The following is a 20,416-nucleotide window of genomic DNA, read 5'->3' as shown; positions in this document are numbered from 1 at the left end:
TAAAACCAATTGTTCATAAAGGTTGTTTGTTTATCTATTCGTGAAATTAATATTGGTAATAACGCTGCGTTATTAGGTATAGACGTAAGTTAACTTTCAGTTAATAAAATATGATGAATTTTGAACGAATATAGTGGTAAAAGTGTTTTTATTATGCTTATATTACCAAGTTGGTTAACAATGAAGCGTAAAAATAAAATAATTTGGTAATAACACACTGGGTATTTGGTAAATCACACATAACACCTGCTAAATACTAAACCACACAATTAAGGAGAATAGAGCCATGATGAAATTAAAACATTTTGCATTATGTGCTGTTGCAGCTGCCATTATAGGTTGTGACACGGATTCAAATAATAATAACAACACATTGGGCTCTATTGCTCTATCAGGCACAGCGTTAACGGGCGAAACATTGTCGACCAGCGTAAATGATGCCGATGGTATTTCTGGTGAAGTAAGCTACTACTGGTACGCCGACGGACAAGTTATAAGTGGCGCTAATGACGCAACTTTTACATTAACAGATGAGCAAATTGGTTTTGCAATTACAGCACAAGCACTTTATACAGATGACAGCGGTGTTAATGAGTCACATTTAAGTGAAGCCACCGATGAAGTGTCAGCTATTCCTTTTGCTGCCACGGTAGAAATTAACGGTGATGCAATTATAGGTAATGAACTAAGTGCTAATGTAGCGGATGAAAATGGTTTTGATCCGGCGCTTGTAGCATATACATGGTTTGCAGATGATGTTGAAATTGCCGATGAAACCTTAGCAACCTACACTATTACCGAATCGCAACTAGGTAAAGTTATAACTGTAAATGCAGCATTTGAAGATAACAGAGGCTTTGCAGAGTCAGCTACATCAACTGCCACAGCGCCAGTAGAGCGTGCAAATTCAGAAGGGTCGGTGGCTATTGTTGGCACACCTACGGTGGGTAATACACTTACAGCCGAAATAACAGATGAAGATGGCGCAAGCGGCACAATTACTTACCAGTGGTTTGCTGATGAGGTTGCAATTAGTGGTGCCACGCAAAGCACTTACGTTGTAGATGAGTCATTATTAGGGCAATTTATTACCGTGCAGGTTACCTACACGGACGATCACGGTTTTACCGAAGACAACCTTTCTGAGGCAACCATTGCTGTTTCTGCAGAGGCTGTAGATGAAGCGGGTAGTATCACCATTTCAGGGGCTACGCCATATTTAGTGACTAGCGAATTAACCGCTGAAATTAGCGATAACAATGGGGTAGATGAGCAAAACGTTACCTACACTTGGCTTGCTGATGGCGTAGCAATTGCCGATACCAACAGCAAAACATTTACGCCAACTAATCAAGCTGGCGCGATTATATCGGTCACTGCGAGTTATACCGATAACGATGGCTTTTCAAGCACAATTACCGGTGCCGCCGATACAGTAGTGTACACGCAAGTGATAAGCGATGCGGGTGCGCTATTAGGTGCTATTAATGCAGGGCTTGGTGATGGCGATGTGCTTGGTTTAAATACCGGTGTATACGCCGATCTTGATGCCATTATGCTAACCAGCGCAGCAACACTTAAAGCTGTTGAAGGACAAAGCCCGGTAATTAGTGGCGAGCTTTGTATTCATGTAGCCAGTGGGGTTGATGGCGCGGGTATTGAAGGACTTACATTTAAAAATATTAATACTAAAACGGGTGGCTTTTGTGAAACCGAAGAAGATGCCGTTATTTATTCTGAGGGTGACAACTTCACATTTACACAAAATACTATCGATGGTGAAGCAGAGACGTTAAATAACTCTACCTACCATTGGTTAATGCTTAAAGGCGACGCCGCAATGGTTGAACGTAATACCTTTGCCAACCGCGATAAAGCAGAAAATGGTTCGGTGATAAAAATGTCTTCATCGAGCACTAACCACGTTATTCAATATAACCTTTTCACAGGTACCAGCAGCAACCCAAATTTTGGTAACTCTAGCCTGCACTTAATTAACGCAGGTAGTACAACAGATACAGGCTCTGCTGATGATGCAAACTTTACTATTCAATATAACCGAGTAGAAAACTTTGTTACAGGCCGACGTTTAATGCGCGTACAAACCTCTGGCGCGACGATTAAAGGCAATACCATTTTAAATCCTAATGGCGGTATTTCGCTTGAAGATGGTGGATTTAATACGGTATCAGACAACATTATTATTCGTACCACTGATATTGCAAGTTCAAGCGATCGCCCTGCCGGCGTGCTAGTTACGCCTTTAGGCCACACTGTAAGCAATAACTACATCGCTGGTATTCGTTCTGGTAATAAAGAAGCCGGTGGTATTGTATTTACCGCTAACCCATTTTCACAAGCTGATGGCGGGGTGCCAAATGGAGGTAACCAAGCTGTGCTTGATGGCGCAGGCGACTTTACCCTTAATGTGACTAATAATACGGTACTTAACTCACAGCAACCATTTGTATTTAGTACAGAAATAGGTTCAAACGCACCTGTTGGAGATTGTGATGAGCTTACCGCAGAAAATGCACCTGTACTGTATGGTTTAACTAAAAATGCGTTTGAAATTAACTTCAACGGTAATTTAAATGCTAATGGGGTGGGCGATCAAACTGATGAAGACACCATTGAAAGCAGCGCGCTTGTTTATGGTTTCTTTTACCCTAACGAGCTGTCGAGCGATCACTCTTTTGAATACGACTGTGACCTAATTAACCATACTGAATCACTATTCTCTAACAGCTTTGGCTTTAGTGACAGTTATGAGTCGGGCGATGCGAGCGACCTTTGGGTTGATATTAGAAACGTAAATGGCAATGGTGAATACGACACCGATGGCGCTATTGACCAAAACCCAGAAGCAAATGGTAAAGAAATCCCAGAGTTTGTCACTGCTACAAGTACGCTGCTTGAGACTGACTCAAATGGAGCACAAGCCTTAGCAGGTGCAAGAAACTTATACTACATCCAAAGCACTGATGTAGGTGCAGGCTCTACGTGGGTGGCACAAGATGAATAAGCCCACACTGCACATTATTAATACTTATAAAAATAGCAAACTACGCACAACACACACAATGATAAAGGAGAACGCGGCATGTCGTTAAAAATGGATCGAAGACGTCAACATTCTACAAACAGCTCTGTTTGTAATCATTTTGCACTTTCACCTGCTGCTAAGTTAATTAGAGCAAGTTTACTTGCAGGTATGGCAGGTTCATTGTCATTTAATGCTTTTGCTCAGCAAGAAGCCCAAGAAAAAGTGACTGAAGTAGAGCAAGATGTAGAAATCATCAGCGTTACAGGTACTCGTAGAACCATACAAGATCAAATTGCAATTAAGCGTGAGGCAACAACGGTTGTCGATGGTTTATCTGCAGAAGATATTGGTGATTTACCCGCGCTGTCAATTGGTGAAGCGCTTGAGTCGATTACCGGTGCCGCATCTCATCGTGAAAACGGGGGCGCTACCGAAATCACCATTCGTGGTTTAGGCCCATTTTTAAGCGCAACCCATATTAATGGCCGTGAAGCTACTAATGGTAGTGGTGATCGCTCGGTTAACTTTTCACAGTTTCCATCAGAGCTTGTAAAAAAGGTCGCTATTTACAAAACCCAAGATGCTTCAATGATTGAAGGTGGCGTAGCCGGTGTGATAGCACTTGAAACGATTGCCCCGCTAGATTACGGCAAGCAACGCGTACAAGGCGAAGTAAAACTAAATTACAATCCAGATGAAAGTAATGTAGAAAACTCACTGCAAAGTGATACAGGCTATCGTGGTACGTTTAGTTATGTTGACCAATTTGAGTTTGCCGATGGCCAAGCGGTGGGTGTGTCTTTTGGTGTGCAGCGCCAAGATATTAGCCAACCAGAAGCAGAGTACAGAAGCTCAAGCCCATCGGGCTCTTCACTTTGGGCATGTTTAAATGACCCAACTAATACGAATGAAGGGTTTTACAGAAGCAGCGCAGGTGATTGTGAAGACCAAGTAAGTGGCAATAACAATCAAGGTTATCAAACAAACATCGACCCAGAAACAGGCAAAGCCGAAAGCGATGGCACTCCATACGCATGGACAGGTAGTAGCCGCAGCTATCGTCAAAATGAAACCTCAGATGAGCGTGATGCAGTATTTATTGCAATGCAATACCAGCCGTCGTCTGAGTGGGATGTTAACTTTGATGCACAAATCTCTGACAGAACACAAAGAGAAGCACGCCACGATTTAATTTTTTTACAAAAACGCGCAACACCTGGTTTAACAGGCCCAACGCTTGTTACTAACGATGTAGGCGGAATTTTACATTGGGAAGGTGAAGAACGTATTGAATCTGCGGGCGAGCAATTCTCTCGTGAAGAAAACTACCAAGGTTATGGCATTAATATTGAGCATACGGTAACCGACCGCCTTACTGTAAATCTTGATTTAGCGTATTCAAAAACTGAGCGTGAAGAGCTACAAATTTCTAACCGTGGTAGAACCGCCGACCGTAATTTGTTTAGCTGGGATATGGGCGATGAAATTCCTCACTTCACGTTAACGGACTTTGATGTAACTGATATTTCTAACTTTACAGATAGCTTACGTACACGTTTAGACCGTGAAAACGTTCGCGAAAACGTAGTTAAATCAGCGCGTATTGATTTTGACTACGCGTTAGAGGGCGATATATTTACCAGTATTGAAGGGGGTATTAGAGCCTCAGAACTAAGCTTTATACAGTTTGGTGGTAGCCAAGGTAATGGGTCTCGTACTGAGTACACGATAGGCGATGACTCAGCATTAGAGATACTTCAGGGCTGTCAAATTGACTTCCCAGAATCTGATTTTTTATCTAGCGTATCGGATGGCAACTTAGTAACAAATGTAGATAGTAGCGGTAATGTAATAAGCTCTGGAACAGGTTCTTCGTGGGCGACCTACGATAACGTGTGTTTCTCTCAAGCTGTAGCGGCTACAGACACTGATTATACAGGTGAATTTGGTTACCCTGATGTTGAGTACGAAAATGCCGGTACCATAGATGTTACTGAAAAAACCACCTCAGTGTACTTAATGGCAAACTACGACACCGAAGTATTTGGTAAGTTTATTCGTGGTAACTTCGGCCTGCGTATTGTTGATACTGATGTAACCTCGGTAGGCTTTAGAACAAATTACACTGTAGATGTAGATGAAACTACAGGCGCTGTAACCCTCGATGTAGGGGATTCACTTGAAAGAACCGAAAGCGGCGGTGGTTATACCAAATACTTACCAAGCTTTAACTTAGTAGTTGATTACAGTGAAGACATTTTACTGCGTGCGGGTATTTACCGTGGTATGTCACGTGCTGACCCATCTGATTTAGGCTATGATCGCGACTTTGTAACAGACGATCAATCTGTTGCGCTATCGCTTTCTGACTTATTAACCGTAGATGGTTCAGGTAACCCTGATACTCAACCATTAATGTCATGGAACTACGACTTAGCCTTTGAATGGTACCCTAATGAAGATTCTATTTTAGCGCTAAGCCTATACTACAAACAGTTCCAAGGTGGCTTCCAGCAACAAACTGTGATTGAAGACTATGTGGTTGGCGGTGAAACAGTATCACTACCAGTGACAAATTCGGTAACAACCGATAATGATAGCGATATACTGGGTTTAGAAGCATCGTTCTCGTACCGCTGGGATAATGGTATTGGTGTAAAATTTGGCTATAACTTTGCAGATACTGACTTTGAGTTTGAAGATAGCTTATATGGCGATACATACGTTACTGACCTAGATGGCAATACTACTCAATTAACTGCCGGTATTATTGAACCTGGTTCGGTGCCGGGCTTCTCAGAGCATGTATTTAGTAGCCAACTGTATTACCAAATTGGTGACTTTGATACGGCCATTATTTATAAATACCGTAGTGAATACTTCCAACCTTATACCAGTAATGGTACCCGCTTACGTTATGTTGATGCCGTAGGTGTATGGGAAATGCGCGCATCGTATAAAATTAACGAGCACTTTAGAGTTAAAGCTGAAGCCATTAATTTGTTTAGCGCACCTAAGTCACAAGACTTCTTTGTGGAAGATAACCTAGGTGAAGTAAACGATTACGGCCCACGTTTATTCTTAGGAATGAGCTTTAAGCTATAACGCAATAACCAGTGATCCCCACTTTAAAACCCAATTAGCGTATGCCGCTAATTGGGTTTTTTTGTATGTGCGTGTGGGCTATTAACCCTAACCTTTTTGAATCGCGGCGCACTCTCTTAACTAAATCTTGGTTAAACCTTTTTACCTAAAGCGCAGCATTACTAAACTCGGTGTTAGTAACGCTGCGTTATTGGCAAGCAAATTAGTTAGCCAAAAGTCTACTATCTTTATCTTGGTTGACCAATTAATTCGGTAAAAGCGGCTAAATATAAAAATAACGCGGTATATATAAAAAAAATATATCGAGGAGATTGAGGGGGGGTTAATCTGTTTTTGTGTGTTATTTAACCTTAATTGAGATTTAAAAGCACATTAAATACAAGTGGTTATATTGTGGTCAGTAATAAAAGTATTTTTGTCATGCCGAATTGGCTTTTATTGGTAAAGACTGTTTTTGTTTTTTTTACAAAAAATGGTTTACCAATAGGTTGACCTTTGGTGCTTTTGCTGTAAATATTAAGTTAACCATTTAGATAAATGGTAAGGCGTTTAATAAAAAATATATAGCGAGTTACACATAGCACTGACACACACAGGAAAAACTATGAATCACAAGTTATCAAAAATTACGCTAGCAGTTATATCTGCCACAGCATTAAACCTTTCTATGTCCACACACGCACAGGAAGCCAAGCCAATTGCAGAAGATGATGTAGAGATCATCGAAGTATCTGGCATTCGTCAATCACTTACTAATGCACTTGCTGAAAAGCGCTCTGCAGATAGCCTAGTTGAAATTATTCAGTCAGAAGATATTGGTAAATTACCCGATCAAAACCTCGCTGAAGTATTAGAAAACGTAACGGGTATTCAAATTACACGCCAAGCGGGTGTAGGCACAGGTGTACAAATTCGTGGTACCGATGCTAACCGTACCGAAATTAACGGTGTATCAACGGTGGGCTCAGGCTCTGGTCGAAGTGGTATTAGCTTTGAAGATGTATCAGCGTCAATTATTTCAAGCTTAGAGGTAATAAAGTCGCCTGAAGCGAAAACGATAGAGGGGTCTGTAGGCGGTACTATTAACCTTAAAACGATTCGCCCACTGCATTTAGGTGAGCAGCTAGCCACTATTAGAGTGCAAGGTGAGCACAGTAGCTTAAGCACTGATAGCGGTTTACAACCACGTTTTTCGGGAACTTTTGCTGATAACTGGGAAGGTGATTACGGTAAATTTGGTGTGTTAGTGAGCGGCAGCTACGCAGAGCAAGATGTAACGGCGTTTCGCCCACGTGCAGATAGAGATAACATTATCACTGCAGATAGCGGTGTAGCCAGCGCTCAGTCTTTTGACTTTTTACCAATTCAATTCTTTGTACAAGATTACGATAACTACGAATACGAAACTAAAAACTTTGTAGGTACCATTGAATGGGCGCCTAACGACAACACAAAGTTTTATTTTGATGCTGTGGTTAACGATCAAGAACGTCGCCAAGAAAGTTCTCGTGTACAGGCTTCTGGTGTAAGTGCGCTTAATGATATTTCGGTTCCTGATGAATTTGAAACCGTAAACTTAGGCTCACTTGGCGGTACCAACCTTGGGTCTATTCAAGCGGCCTTACGCGGTGTCATTCCGGTTAATTTAGAAAACGATGATGACGATCCTAACCTTCGTTTTTCAAGTGATACAAACTCTCGTGTTACCGACAGTAATATTTTTAGACTCGGTGGCGAATGGCAAGGCGATAAGTGGTTTGTTAGTGCTGAAATTGCTTCGTCATCTTCAGATACAACTACGCCTAGCTTTAATACAACGCTTAACTTTATTAACCCTAATGTGCCGTTAGATGCTGGTGGCGGTAATGATAATAGTGTGCCGTTTGAGTATGACTTATCAGGTGGCGCATTGGCATTTGGTATTGCAGAGGGGGCAGAGTACGCGCCAACGGTTGAACAACTACTAGACCCTGCAAATGTAGTGCTACGTGATGTAAATATTGGTCAAGATACGGTTGAAAACTCTGAAGATGCGTTCCGTATTGATTCAACCTATTACACAGACTCAATTGTAACCTCTATTGATTTTGGTTACCGCTACAGTAAATCACAAAGCAAACAAAACGAAATTACCTCAAGCATTGGTTTAAGAACCATGGCTGATAGCCCAACAGGTGATTTATTTGCCGACTTATTAGTGGCAGGCCCAGATAACTTTAACGAAGCTGATGGCCGCTCGTTATACATAGGCGACTTTTTATTAATTGATCCAGAGCTTGTGGCGTCAGACCCTGATGCGGTACTTGCCACATTACAAGCAGCGATGACTGCGCATGGTTCAAGCAAAACATTAAATGCACCTACTTCAAGTTCTGCAGGTTTTTTTGATATAGAAGAAATCACCCATGCGCTATATGCACAAGCTAACTTTGAGTACAAAATGGTACGCGGTAATATTGGCGTACGTTACATTCAAACAGACGTAGAGTCTACCGGTAACTCAGTTACTCAAGATGGTAGTGGTAATGAACTGGTAACGCGTATTACCAATGAATCTGACTATGACTTTATTTTACCTCGTTTAAACCTTGTGGCTGATGTATCAGAAGATGTACTTGTACGCTTTGGTGTTGGTAAAGATATTCGTCGCCCTGATTATAACGACTTATCAACGTCTATTACTTACAGCACAAGTCCAAATGACGAAGTTGGATTTGGTAACCCAGCACTGAAACCTGAAGAAGTACTGTCTTACGATTTATCGGCAGAGTGGTATTTTGCAGAGGCAAGTGTATTTAGCGTAGGTATTTTTCATAAAACCCGTAAAGACTTACACGTAAATCAGTTAACCTCGCCAGTTGAAGACCCTGTAACAGGGTACCGCGACTTAACAGACCCATGTGAAGGTGGCGGTATATTTAACCCCATTGCAGATATAAACGTATTTGGTCCTGAGAATGGCCGTGGCGTATGTGTTGGTACAGAAACAAAAGTAAACGATAGTGGTGAAACTACCCAAAAAGGGATTGAGTTTGCCTTTCAATATGACCTATCAGGCTTTGAAAAAGACCTAGGGTGGGCATCTGGCTTTGGTGTATTAGCTAACTATACAATTCAAGAGTTCTCAGGTGGTGAAACAGAAAATTCAGCAACCTCAAGAGCAAGTAATGTATTTGCAGCAACCACCGGTACGCCAGGTATTGAAGTAAGTGAAATTCAAGGCTTACTTAACCTTTCTGAAAACGCGTATAACTTTACGCTGTACTACGAAAAATTTGGCCTATCAGCACGTATGCGTTACACGTGGCGTGAAGGGTATCGTTCAAATGACTTTGGTAGTACGTCTAGCTTCCCTTGGGGTTTCCCAGTGGTACAAGAAGACCGTGGCCAGCTTAATGCAAGTATTAGCTATGATGTGAACGAGCAACTTAATATTGGTTTAGAGGCTGTAAATATTACTGAATCTGAAATTAGCCAATCATGTGTAAACGAAAGCGCACTATTGTGTTTCCAAGGTCTAACTGACCGTCGTATTACATTGGGTGCAAGTTACCGTTTTTAAAAAGTATGTTGAGAGTGTGTAGCCTTTGAACGGGCACTCAAAAGCAAGCCACATGGCTTGCTTTTTTTTACCTAAAATTAGCCGCAGTTAGGTGGTTAATAAAGGGCCGTGGTTCTTTGTGTTGGGGGTAAAAATGCACCTGTTTGCAAAAAATAAAGTGTGTGTTGTATTACTTGTTGGTTGTAGCGCATTCCCGTGTGGCTTACATCAAGGGTAATAAAATCACGCATATTAGTAGGGCGTGTTGGTATTTGATGGTTGAATTTGCAGCAGTGTGTTTGGTTTTTAGGCAAGGCAGAGCCTGTGAAGTGTGGTTATTCCCCATAAATAGGCGATAACGCTGCATAAATGCCAAACATGCGCTGCCCTTTGGGTTCTGCCTAGGGGCGATAAACTCTTTGTTGCCTACATGGATGTAGGTAAGGGGCGTGAGCAGGACGCGGAAGCTTTACTTGGTTTTTACTTAGCCCACTAGGTTACAAACCTCGCGCCGCGATTTAATCGCCCCTAGATTGAACAAATTTCAATCTGCAAAAATCAACACGCCCTCAGCTTGGTTGATTCTACAGACACCAAGCCATCGTTTTTACCTTTAAAATAATGCTGTGTCAGGGGGGATGCTTTAGTACCGGCTATTACGCCTAAATTAATGTCCAGCTCATTTATAGTGTTGCCCAAACTCTTACTGCCTGTAATTAAAGATTGGCTTACACCGCCGGCTATATGCATTAACCATGAACCATTTAAATTATTAGCTAATTCGCTGCCATTGTTGGGCGTGCCAATTAACACGACATTTCCAAGTGTACTACCATTAAAACCCCGGAGGTTATTCTGTAAGTAGGCTCTAATAACTAAGCCACCTAGGGAGTGGCCTACAAAATGTACTTTACTCGCGTTAGCAATACAGGCATTAATTTGTGTGGTTGTTTGCGTAAACACAGCCTCAACACTTTGCCCTAAAGAGGCGTAATTTAGGCTGCATACCTTATAATGTGCACGTTTAAGCTGCTGGGCAAAATATCGCATTGCCCAATCGCTTCTGCCTAACCCATGGGCAAGTACTACCAGCTCATCATTAGGTTTATACTGCACAGGGAGGTTATTGGTACTTTTACAACTGGTTAGGAAAAGTAAAAGTATTAGGCCGATTACTAATGGTTTTTTCATTACTTTTACACCCTACACACGTTCGCTATTAGCAATTATATTGTCCATTTAAAAGCAGTGTGCTGCTCAGTAACCGCCCATAATTTGCTTAGCACAGGCTGATCTAAAGCAAACGGCTCAAGTTTGCATATTCCTACGGGGCCGCTCCAATTCCATCTTCCTGATGGGCCATAATATGCACGCTGTTTTAGGTTATGCTCGGTGGCACACATAACCTCAGGGTATGCACCTTGCTCTGCCGATTGTGCTAAGCCCATTTTTACTATTAGTGACCAGGTAAATCGGGTTGCAAAGTTAACATTATCGCCAATAAGAGAAGTATTAGCTGCACCTGGGTGACACACAAACACCTGCACATTTTTATTAGCCGCGGCTATTTTATTTTGCAGCTCATAAGCAAACATCATTTGTGCAAGCTTACTGTGGCAGTAGGTTTTATTTGGGTGGTAGTTTTTATTCCAATTCATGTCATCAAATTGAATCGTTTTAAGCCCCATTTTGTAGCCTTCACTGGCCACTACAACAATACGCCCGCTAGATTGCTCTATTTTGTTAAAAAGTAAACCACACAGTAAAAAGTGCCCATAGTGGTTAACCCCTAACTGACTTTCAAAGCCGTCTTTAGTAAATTGCTGAGTCGCGACCTGTGCAATAGCACCGTTACAAATAAGTGCATCTATGTGTGGCACAGTTTGTAATACCTCGTTGGCTGCATGGCGTACTGATGCAAGCTCTGCTAGGTCCATTTTTATAAAGCTCACATCGGTATTATTGCCAAACTCCTGTTTTAACTTAGCAATAGCTTCATCTGATTTTAAAGGGTTACGATTGAGCATAACTACTTTTGCGCCTTTAGCGAGTAATAGTCGGGTTGCTTCAAAGCCTGCGCCTGTATTTGCTCCCGTTATTAGATAGCATTTACCAACTAAAGAACTGAGTTGGTCGGGAGTCCAGCCAGAAGGGCCAAATGGGTTAGTTGCGCTCATTAGTTAAATTCCTATCAAAAGTTAAGTATAAATATGCAGTACAGGGCTATGCGCATTGTTCCACATTGCTTGTTAGGTAATATAACTCTCGCTACTAGGTGTAACTAGGCGATATCCTCTTTAAAATATGCCTATTTGTATCGCTGCATTGAGAATGTGTATTTACGATGCTAGATTAGAATTATTCTATATTTAAAGGGAATGGGTGAGTGAGCAAACACCACATTAAGCAACTTATACAAAACAACCTGTCTTTTAACGAGGTAAAAAGCGATAAAAATTATACCCAAGGGCTAATAGAAACGGGTATTAAAGGTGTTCAGTTGTTTAAAGTAACGCATGCTATGCGCTGTGCACCTGCGGTATACGAGCCGTGTATTGTTGCTATAGTCAGTGGCGCTAAAGAAGCCATACTCGATGGTAAGCATTTTATATACGATGAAAATAATTATATGTGCTGCCCTATGTCTATGCCGGTAGAAGCGGGTACACCCACGGCTTCACCTGAGAACCCCTTGCTAGGCGTTATTGTATCGCTAGATACAAAAGTGATGACCGAATTATCTATTACCATGGCTGCACAAGGTGTAAAAAAACACGCATCAGGCCCCAAAACGCAAGGGCTTACACTCGCAGCATGGGATGACTCATTTACCGATTCATTACTACGATTGCTGCAACTAGTAGGCAACCCTGTAGATATTGCGATTTTAGGCGAAGGGCGACTGCGAGAATTATATTACGCCATATTAAACGGACAGGCAGGTAGTAGTGTGCACCAAGCCTTTGGCGTAGGAAACGACATAGCACGCTCAATTGATTATTTGGCATCTCGATTAGATGAAACCATAACCATAGACGATATGGCAGCAAAAATTGGCGTAAGTAGGGCAGTTTTGCATCGAAAATTTAAGGATGCGACCAGTATGTCGCCGATTCAATTTGTTAAATCTATGCGCTTAAATACCGCTGCGATGAAAATTGCAGCGGGTATGAACGTAAGTTCGGCGGCCATGTCGGTAGGCTATGTTAGCTCATCACAATTTAGCCGAGAATTTAAACGTATGTATGGGCAATCGCCAAAGCAGTGGAGCCAAGCAAAGGAGTTACCTCAGGAGCTTGTTGAGCAATCGATTGCTCAAACAGTTGATCAAACAACCAGCCTGAGGGATTGATCATGGATAATATAGTCATTTTTAGGGTTGTTGGTGCGGTATTAATTATTTTTGGCATAGTGTTAGCTGCCAACCCTGAGCTGATAAGCAATAAGCCAGTTCCTAATGATATTTTTAAGGCCGTAGAGCGCAGAATTTGGTGGGGGTTATTTATTGGTTTTGGCTTATTGCTGCAATTTCATCATCAGCTTGTACCTTGGCAAGCTAGCATAGCGGCAACATTGTCATCGTTACTCGTAGGACTATTAATTGCAAGGCTTATTGGCATTATGTTAGATGGCTCGGTAGCAAAACAGTGGCTGAATGTGGGTATTGAAATAGTGATACTGGCGCCTCTAATTTGGTGGTATTTAAAAGTACGCACTTAGTATCAGAGTTAAACCGCTATAAATCTTAGTATCGCCTTAGAGTGTAACGCTTAATACCTTTAAGGCATGATAAGCAAACAAAGGCGTTTACCCATGAGCTTTACTTTGAGTTAGCGCCATTTCTTCAGACCAAGGTACATAGAGTGCAGGAGTTAAGTTTTTATTATCGGCCAAAATTACTTTCGCGATTGGCCGTCCGAAATATTCAGTTGGCTCAAATGAGCAAATATCTTTTAGATTAATTGAAATATAACAATTTGCTTTTTTGATTAATAAAGCTGATTCATCCATACGTGCATGAACTGTTATTTGTAAGTTCATGTAAGGAACCATAGATACTATGTGTTCACCTAAGTGAAATCTATCTCGCTCTATCTCATCTCCTATTGCTTTTAAATAGTTAATATATGCTTTCCAACGCTTTAAAATTAATAAGGTTAAAAATGAAATAAAACAAATTAGGCTTAAAAGAATCGAATGAAATACAGAAAATTGACCCAAATAATAAAATGCACCCGCCAGTATAAGCACAACAGCTAAATTTAATAATGACCACTTATTTGGCTGAAATTTTGAATGATTACTTTGCAAAATACATCCTTGAAGTTATGTGGTTTCTTACAGCGCTAACGCAGAAACCTCCTTAAATTATTATTTACTATTAATAGCAGGTTGTATGTTTTTTTACCACCTTTAGCCTGAGTCATATTTGATAACCAGAGATACAATTATATTAACTATTGCTATATTAAAAAAATCTTTTAACTAGGAGTCCCCTTTTAATAGCAAAGCAGAAAAAAAAGCTAACTCCTCGCTTTGCTCTTTTACTTAGCCTATTACTCCCTCCAATAATTATTTTTTTAAATAATTGTGATTATTTCAGCGATACTGCGAATAACTAGATAAGGCGATTATGTGAGTACTATCGTGCTGCTAAAATGATTATATAAATGTGTACAGGCTATGTTGCATTAGCCAAAGCGCCGCACTTTATTACTTTTAAAAACAGATGCATTAGCACTTAAACACAATAAAACTGCAATGGCGCAGCTACGTGATGAGATTAATTTAGATGATGGATTTATGCGTAAATGAACACCAATAAAAAAGCACTGTTTGTTCAAACAATGGAGCAGCATAAAGGCATTATTTATAAAGTTGTAAACTCATACTGTCAAAACCAACACGACAGGCAAGACCTAGCGCAAGAAATACTCACCACCATGTGGCTTGCTTATGATAATTACGACAAAGACTATAAATTTTCTACGTGGATGTACCGAATAGCACTGAATGTGGCGATTTCATATTACCGCAAAGACAGTAAACGAGAAGATAAATCCAATGAAAGTGAGCAGTGCATTGTGCACATAGCCGACCTATCAGCGCACAATGATAAAAGCGAAGAGGTTAAGCAGCTTTATGAGTTTATAGGAAAGCTCGATAAGTTAAATAAAGCCATAGTATTGCTGTATTTAGAAGGCGAACCCCATCAAAGCATAGCGACGAGTTTAGGCATAAGTAAAACCAACGTCGCTACGCGAATTGGCCGCATTAAAGAAACACTAAAAAATCAATTTGAAAAACAGGGGGCTTAAAATGAATTTAGATAACATTAAAAACACATGGCAGCAGCAAAATAGTGTTAACGAATCGGCCATTACAATAAACCAATCACTGCTGAGCGAAACAAGAGTGAATAACCAAATGAAAGAGCTTAATGCTATGAAGTGGGCACGTATTATTGAAAGCGCAGCCTTCTTTTTTATTATTGTTTTATTGGGGCAGTATATTGCAAATAACTTTAGTGTTTCAGCGCCTTCAATATCTGCGTTGATACTGAGTGTATTTTCCATTGCTGGCCTTGCAGGTAATATTGGCCAAATAGTGCATATTACTAACATTGATTATGCAAAGCCAATTAGCCGACTTCAAAAAGACGTTTACCGCCTTTGCTCACATAAATTACAACTAACTAAGTTGTTGCTTATGTCAGCTCCTTTTTATATGGCTTATGTTTTTATTGGCTTTGACGTGCTATTTGAAATTGACTTGTATGCACACCTAGAGCAACACATGGTTTGGTTTTACAGCGTGTCATCGCTTCTACTTTTAATAATTACAAGTTGCGTATTAGCTAAACTAAACTACACAAATATTAAAGCGCCTTGGGTTAAACGCACCATTGCATTTATTGTCGGTGAGCGTTTAGTAAATATGGCGCAATTTATAAATAATATAGACTCGACAGACAGCTAAATGATTAGATGCCGGATTGTTGCAGTGCGCGACTAGAAGTGGATTAGCTAAGGCTTAAGCTGTTAGTTATCAAATACGATAACTTGATTTTTACCAGCAGCCTTAGCTTTATATAATAGTTGGTCTGCTTTTTCATATAACTTTTCAAACTTAGAGCGTTTTGTATCACCTTTATCCACACCCGCGCTAATTGTGACTCCTGTTAATTCAGGAGATATGTCATTTAAAGTAAGGTTTGCAATAGCTAATACAAGCCTATGTGAAATCTTTTTTACGGTTTCAACATCATTGCTTGGAAAGAAAACTACAAACTCTTCTCCGCCATATCGTCCAACAATATCTTTTTCTCTAGTTTGAACTTTTAAAGCATGGGCGACCCTTTGAAGAACTTTATCACCAGCATTATGTCCAAATCGATCATTAATGAGTTTAAAGTTATCTATATCTGCAATGAGTAAAAAACCACTTTGTTTATCTAAGCGTGAAACTTGTTCATGAAAGCCTTTTCTATTTAACACTTTTGTCAAAGGATCGATTAACGATTCATTAGTGATTGTTATATTAAGTCGTTTTAATTTTTTAATATGACGAATTGAGAAAAACAAAATGAGAATGAAAAGGCCAAGGTTAATAAACAGAATTATATTTAACCTAATATGATCAGCCGCTTTGCTTTGCCAATCAATTTCGCTTGCAAATGCAAAGCTACTAAATAAAGAAAGACTAAATAGCACTAATTTTAAAATATACATTTTTTGATAAGGTAAAAACACAAATTAGGCAACTTATAAACGAATGTAATAACAGGCCTTGAATGCCAATACTTAAATAGGGCCCAATCATCTTAGCATCAGATACATCTAGCAAAACACTCCATGAAACAACCAAGTATAAAAACCCAATTAAGAGTAATGATAAAGATATTGTTTCAGATTTTAATTTACTGACATACATAGAAAATAAAGCTATGAGAAGTAATGAGGCTAACGAAGATAAAATAGTCATCGGCTCAAACCATAAACCAGGGGCCTCAATGAAAGAGTGATTTGCATTAGCTTCCCAAAACTCAGGAAAAGCCAAAACTTTTAGAATATCGACGTGTGAAAATATGAGCAAAAGTTCTTCAAATTTCACTCCTGCAACAGACTCGTTAAAAGCAATAAAGGTGATAAAGCCATTCGAGAGCCATATAAAAAACGCTGAAGTAATGGCTAAAAGCAAATTGTATAATTGTGATTTATTGCTATAGGTTTTCAATTATTAGTCCGTTTTTTCTTTAAACTCGCACAAGTCCTCAATAATACAGCTGCCGCATTTAGGTTTACGTGCTACACAGGTATAGCGCCCGTGTAGTATTAACCAGTGGTGTACGTCTACTTTAAATTCTTTAGGGACAACCTTTTCAAGCTTTTTCTCAACGGCGACTACATCTTTGCCCATAGCAAATTTGGTGCGGTTTGAAACACGAAAAATATGCGTGTCTACGGCAATGGTCGGCCAGCCGAAGGCTGTGTTGAGTACGACATTTGCGGTTTTTCGGCCAACACCGGGTAGGGCTTCTAGAGCTTCGCGGTTCTCGGGAACAATGCCGTTATGTTGATCAACCAATATTTGGCACATTTTGTACACGTTTGCGGCTTTTGAATTAAATAAGCCAATGGTTTTTATATAATCGCGAAGCGCATCGTGGCCAATATCTAAAATGGCTTGTGGCGTATTAGCAACCGGAAATAATTTACGGGTGGCTTTATTTACCCCTACATCGGTGGCTTGTGCAGAGAGCGTAACGGCTACTAGTAGCTCAAATGGGCTTGAATATTCAAGCTCGGTTTCTGGATGCGGGTTTTGCTCGCGCAAGCGCGAGAGTATTTGGTGACGTTTTTCTTTATTCATGCAACTTAAAACGCATTAGCTAATAGCGTTAATGCGTTTTCCCCTTAAGTTAAGCTAGTAACACGTGCGCGTGGGCCTTTTTCGGCTTCTGGCGGCGTTACTTGTTTTGATTTTATTTGTGCGTCAATAACATTTTTTGCTGCTATTAGCAGCCCAAGCCCTAAAAAGGCGCCGGGTGGTAAAATAGCGAGTAAAAACTGGCTATCGAAACTAAATATTTCCAAGCGTAGGCTTTGTGCCCATGGCCCTAGAAGCAAATCGGCTCCATCGAATAATGTACCTTGGCCTATCAGTTCGCGCATTGCACCTAGTACTAACAGTACGGCCATAAAGCCTAAGCCCATCATTAGGCCGTCGAATGCAGACAGGTGAACAGGGTTTTTAGAGGCATATGCCTCTGCACGGCCAATAATGGCGCAGTTAGTTACTATTAGTGGAATAAATATGCCTAATGATTGATACAAGCCAAAGGTGTACGCATTCATAAGTAGTTGAACTATAGTCACAAAGCCTGCAATAATCATGACAAATACCGGAATACGAATATCTTTTGGCACCCAGTTACGCACAACTGAAACAGTAATATTAGAGCCTACTAAAACTAATAAAGTGGCTAACCCTAGGCCAAGCGCGTTGGTTACAGTAGATGTAACAGCTAAAAGCGGGCATAAACCGAGTAGCTGCACTAGCGCGGGGTTATTAGCCCATACGCCTTCTTTGTATAAGGTTTTTAACTCACTCATTGTGTTACCTCTTGGCAAGCATTAGGCTGTTTAAAAATGGCGTCAAAGTTAGTTTTTGCAAATAATACGGCATTTTTTACCGAGCCTACCACGGCGCGAGGGGTAATTGTTGCGCCGGTAAATTGGTCAAACTGGCCGCCATCTTTTTTTACCGCCCAACGGGCATCGTCTTCACTTTGAACCGTTAAATCGTTAAATGTAGTGATCCACAGCGACTTTTTAACTTCTACCTTATCGCCTAAGCCGGGCGTTTCTTCGTGCTTAGTAGTGCGAACGCCGGCAATGGTGCCATCAGCAAGTACGGCGGTTAATAAGTTAATATCGCCACTGTAACCACTAGGTGTTATGTGTCTTATTACAAGTGCAACAGGTTGCTGATTTTTATAAGCGCGGTAAATAACTTGCTCGGGGTAAGGACCAAGTTGTTCGTCGCTCATAATTACGCAATTTGTATTGAGCTGATTATCGTAGCTGCTTGGGTTTAATACCTCTTGTAATTGTGAGGTTAATTGCAGGCGTTCTTGCTCGGCAATTTTATCGGCGGTAAAGGCATCAATTGAGGCAACTAAGCCTGTTGTTATCAGTGCAAAGGCGGTTAATATCGCGCCATTTTTAGCCATTGATGAAATAATCATTTTACTGCTCCGTGGCCATAAGTGCGTGGTTGGGTGTAGTAATCAATCAGCGGTACAGCAATATTAATTAATAATACACTAAAGGCTACCGCGTCAGGGAAGCCACCAAAGGTGCGAATTAAATACACCAACAAGCCAATTAACGCGCCATAAATTAAGCGCCCTTTATTGGTAGTTGCAGCCGAAACAGGATCGGTGGCGATAAAAAATGCGCCCATCATGGTTGCGCCACTTAATAGGTGAAATACCATACCCGGCGCGGCAATATAGCCAATGGCACTGCAAAGCGCTAGTGAGCCTATAAAGCTTACTGGAATATGCCAGTTTATAATTTTAGCTTTTAAAAGGTATAAACCACCGGCTAAAAAGCCTAGGTTAACCCATAGCCAACCAAGCCCAGCCCATTGAGAAAAAATCGGTTTTTGCATACTTTCGCTAACGGTTAGACCATGTGCTACATCGGTTTTAACTGTATCAAGCGGGGTGGCCATGGTGAGGCCATCAACGCCGGCACGGACTTGATCAACACTAAAGCCCAGAGCGGTAAAATCAGTAAATATAAGGCGTAATTGGTCAATAAAGCCAATTGGGGCATTAAGTAAATCGGTAACGGGTAACCAAGCGGTCATTTGCACCGGAAACGAGACTAAAAGTAGTACGTATGCGGCCATTGCTGGGTTAAATAAGTTAAACCCAAGCCCACCATAAAGTTGCTTTACAATTACAATGGCAAATAAACAGCCAATAATAATGACCCACCAAGGCGCCAGCGGCGGAATACTCAGTGCTAACAGCACACCAGTAAGCCAAGCACTACCATCACTCAATGCAGGCCAAACAGGGCGTTTACGCATTAACATAATGGCTGCTTCAAATACGCTTACAGCAACAAGTGCCAGTACTAACTGAATAAGTACGCCAGTCCCAAAAAATACCACTTGCGCTATTAGCCCAGGAATACACGCAGCAATTACGGTTAGCATTAATCGCGTTAACGACTTATGGCTATGGTTGTGCGGCGAACTGGCCATGGTTAATTTCATGACTGATCATTTCCTTCTTTTTGTAACTTTTTAGCTTTGGCGCGCGCTATTGCGGCGGCCACGGCGGCTTTTTTCTTCTCTGCTGCAGTTTGCTCAGAGGCCGTTTGCTCAGAGTCTGAACCGCTGCTGGTTTGTGGCTCATTGCTTTGTTCAGGTGCGCTGTGTTCACTTGCTGCTGGTTGCTCAGCTTCTTTAGCGGCTTTTTTAGCTTTAGCGCGGGCAATAGCAGCAGCTACGGCCGCTTTTTTGTCATCAGCAGGAGAGCGTGTTTGTGAGTTTTCAGGCTCAACTTCACCTGTTTGCTCAGCAGCACTTGGTTCATCTGATTGCTGGGCTTGCGCAGCCGCTTTAGCGGCTTTTTTAGCTTTAGCACGCGCGATAGCAGCAGCTACCGCTGCTTTTTTATCATCTGCGGGCGCGGGGGCTTCATC

General features: G+C 41.1%; 16 protein-coding genes and 1 pseudogene. 7 read left to right on the top strand and 10 right to left on the bottom strand.

Translation table 11 applies throughout. The features are described from left to right. Positions 1 to 289 precede the first annotated feature (289 nt). The 3 genes from CWC04_RS12095 to CWC04_RS12085 all read left to right on the top strand — a co-directional run bounded on the left by CWC04_RS12095 (position 290) and on the right by CWC04_RS12085 (position 9,713). Entirely contained in the window at positions 290 to 3,025 is a 2,736-nt protein-coding gene (locus CWC04_RS12095) for a poly(beta-D-mannuronate) lyase (protein ID WP_138685554.1), read from the top strand. Between the two features lie 78 nt (positions 3,026 to 3,103). Beyond that, a complete protein-coding gene (locus CWC04_RS12090; protein WP_138685549.1) occupies positions 3,104 to 6,151 on the top strand; it encodes a TonB-dependent receptor in 3,048 nt (1,015 codons plus the stop codon). A gap of 604 nt (positions 6,152 to 6,755) precedes the next feature. Continuing rightward, positions 6,756 to 9,713, top strand: coding sequence for a TonB-dependent receptor (locus CWC04_RS12085; protein WP_138685548.1), 2,958 nt, complete (start codon positions 6,756 to 6,758; stop codon positions 9,711 to 9,713). Between the two features lie 537 nt (positions 9,714 to 10,250). Here the strand turns inward: CWC04_RS12085 and CWC04_RS12080 are convergent. Then, positions 10,251 to 10,883 carry an alpha/beta fold hydrolase gene (locus CWC04_RS12080; protein WP_138685547.1) on the bottom strand — a complete coding sequence of 211 codons (633 nt, stop codon included), beginning with the start codon at positions 10,881 to 10,883 and terminating at the stop codon, positions 10,251 to 10,253. A 35-nt stretch (positions 10,884 to 10,918) separates the two neighbouring features. Beyond that, positions 10,919 to 11,869, bottom strand: coding sequence for an SDR family oxidoreductase (locus CWC04_RS12075; protein ID WP_138685546.1), 951 nt, complete (start codon positions 11,867 to 11,869; stop codon positions 10,919 to 10,921). A gap of 209 nt (positions 11,870 to 12,078) precedes the next feature. Here CWC04_RS12075 and CWC04_RS12070 point away from each other — a divergent pair, with 209 nt between their 5' ends. Both CWC04_RS12070 and CWC04_RS12065 read left to right on the top strand, forming a co-directional pair. Next, positions 12,079 to 13,044 carry an AraC family transcriptional regulator gene (locus tag CWC04_RS12070; RefSeq protein WP_138685545.1) on the top strand — a complete coding sequence of 322 codons (966 nt, stop codon included), beginning with the start codon at positions 12,079 to 12,081 and terminating at the stop codon, positions 13,042 to 13,044. 2 nt (positions 13,045 to 13,046) lie between these two features. Then, positions 13,047 to 13,412: a DUF4345 family protein gene (locus CWC04_RS12065; protein WP_024034145.1), complete on the top strand. Its 366-nt coding sequence runs from the start codon at positions 13,047 to 13,049 to the stop codon at positions 13,410 to 13,412. An 87-nt stretch (positions 13,413 to 13,499) separates the two neighbouring features. On the opposite strand, the gene CWC04_RS12060 is transcribed toward CWC04_RS12065, so the two are convergent. Next, positions 13,500 to 14,003, bottom strand: coding sequence for a hypothetical protein (locus CWC04_RS12060; protein ID WP_054983420.1), 504 nt, complete (start codon positions 14,001 to 14,003; stop codon positions 13,500 to 13,502). Between the two features lie 500 nt (positions 14,004 to 14,503). Between CWC04_RS12060 and CWC04_RS12055 the strand changes: the two genes are divergently transcribed. After that, positions 14,504 to 15,010, top strand: a complete 507-nt coding sequence (locus tag CWC04_RS12055; RefSeq protein ID WP_138685544.1) for an RNA polymerase sigma factor — start codon at positions 14,504 to 14,506, stop codon at positions 15,008 to 15,010. Position 15,011: 1 nt separating this feature from the next. Then, positions 15,012 to 15,671, top strand: coding sequence for a hypothetical protein (locus tag CWC04_RS12050; RefSeq protein ID WP_138685543.1), 660 nt, complete (start codon positions 15,012 to 15,014; stop codon positions 15,669 to 15,671). 62 nt (positions 15,672 to 15,733) lie between these two features. On the opposite strand, the gene CWC04_RS12045 is transcribed toward CWC04_RS12050, so the two are convergent. The 7 genes and pseudogenes from CWC04_RS12045 to CWC04_RS12015 all read right to left on the bottom strand — a co-directional run. After that, the gene (locus CWC04_RS12045) at positions 15,734 to 16,444 is read right to left on the bottom strand and encodes a GGDEF domain-containing protein (protein WP_138685542.1); all 711 of its coding nucleotides are present in this window, start codon (positions 16,442 to 16,444) and stop codon (positions 15,734 to 15,736) included. After that, positions 16,395 to 16,928, bottom strand: a complete 534-nt coding sequence (locus tag CWC04_RS12040; protein ID WP_138685541.1) for a hypothetical protein — start codon at positions 16,926 to 16,928, stop codon at positions 16,395 to 16,397. Before CWC04_RS12040 ends, CWC04_RS12045 begins: the two co-directional genes overlap by 50 nt. A gap of 3 nt (positions 16,929 to 16,931) precedes the next feature. Next, positions 16,932 to 17,564, bottom strand: coding sequence for an endonuclease III (gene nth, locus CWC04_RS12035; protein ID WP_138685540.1), 633 nt, complete (start codon positions 17,562 to 17,564; stop codon positions 16,932 to 16,934). Between the two features lie 44 nt (positions 17,565 to 17,608). Beyond that, positions 17,609 to 18,307, bottom strand: a complete 699-nt coding sequence (locus CWC04_RS12030) for an electron transport complex subunit E (protein WP_004589483.1) — start codon at positions 18,305 to 18,307, stop codon at positions 17,609 to 17,611. Beyond that, on the bottom strand, positions 18,304 to 18,942 hold the full coding sequence (rsxG, locus tag CWC04_RS12025) for an electron transport complex subunit RsxG (protein ID WP_004589482.1): 639 nt from the start codon (positions 18,940 to 18,942) through the stop codon (positions 18,304 to 18,306). Before rsxG ends, CWC04_RS12030 begins: the two co-directional genes overlap by 4 nt. After that, positions 18,939 to 19,985: an electron transport complex subunit RsxD gene (gene rsxD / locus CWC04_RS12020; protein WP_138685539.1), complete on the bottom strand. Its 1,047-nt coding sequence runs from the start codon at positions 19,983 to 19,985 to the stop codon at positions 18,939 to 18,941. Before rsxD ends, rsxG begins: the two co-directional genes overlap by 4 nt. After that, positions 19,982 to 20,416: pseudogene (locus CWC04_RS12015) on the bottom strand (electron transport complex subunit RsxC); the annotation flags it as partial. The pseudogene CWC04_RS12015 and the gene rsxD, both read right to left, overlap by 4 nt.

This window comes from Pseudoalteromonas sp. S2893 (assembly GCF_005887105.1).
Lineage (GTDB): Bacteria > Pseudomonadota > Gammaproteobacteria > Enterobacterales > Alteromonadaceae > Pseudoalteromonas > Pseudoalteromonas atlantica.
This window is presented reverse-complemented; position numbering and strand designations above follow the sequence as displayed.

Excerpts from the sequence above, each read along its gene's own strand:
- CWC04_RS12055 (WP_138685544.1), top strand. The coding sequence starts at position 14,504 with ATGAACACCAATAAAAAAGCACTGTTTGTTCAAACAATGGAGCAGCAT.
- CWC04_RS12050 (WP_138685543.1), top strand. The coding sequence starts at position 15,012 with ATGAATTTAGATAACATTAAAAACACATGGCAGCAGCAAAATAGTGTT.
- rsxG (WP_004589482.1), bottom strand. The coding sequence starts at position 18,942 with ATGATTATTTCATCAATGGCTAAAAATGGCGCGATATTAACCGCCTTT.
- CWC04_RS12085 (WP_138685548.1), top strand. The coding sequence starts at position 6,756 with ATGAATCACAAGTTATCAAAAATTACGCTAGCAGTTATATCTGCCACA.
- CWC04_RS12090 (WP_138685549.1), top strand. The coding sequence starts at position 3,104 with ATGTCGTTAAAAATGGATCGAAGACGTCAACATTCTACAAACAGCTCT.
- CWC04_RS12095 (WP_138685554.1), top strand. The coding sequence starts at position 290 with ATGAAATTAAAACATTTTGCATTATGTGCTGTTGCAGCTGCCATTATA.
- CWC04_RS12030 (WP_004589483.1), bottom strand. The coding sequence starts at position 18,307 with ATGAGTGAGTTAAAAACCTTATACAAAGAAGGCGTATGGGCTAATAAC.
- CWC04_RS12075 (WP_138685546.1), bottom strand. The coding sequence starts at position 11,869 with ATGAGCGCAACTAACCCATTTGGCCCTTCTGGCTGGACTCCCGACCAA.
- rsxD (WP_138685539.1), bottom strand. The coding sequence starts at position 19,985 with ATGAAATTAACCATGGCCAGTTCGCCGCACAACCATAGCCATAAGTCG.
- CWC04_RS12065 (WP_024034145.1), top strand. The coding sequence starts at position 13,047 with ATGGATAATATAGTCATTTTTAGGGTTGTTGGTGCGGTATTAATTATT.
- nth (WP_138685540.1), bottom strand. The coding sequence starts at position 17,564 with ATGAATAAAGAAAAACGTCACCAAATACTCTCGCGCTTGCGCGAGCAA.
- CWC04_RS12080 (WP_138685547.1), bottom strand. The coding sequence starts at position 10,883 with ATGAAAAAACCATTAGTAATCGGCCTAATACTTTTACTTTTCCTAACC.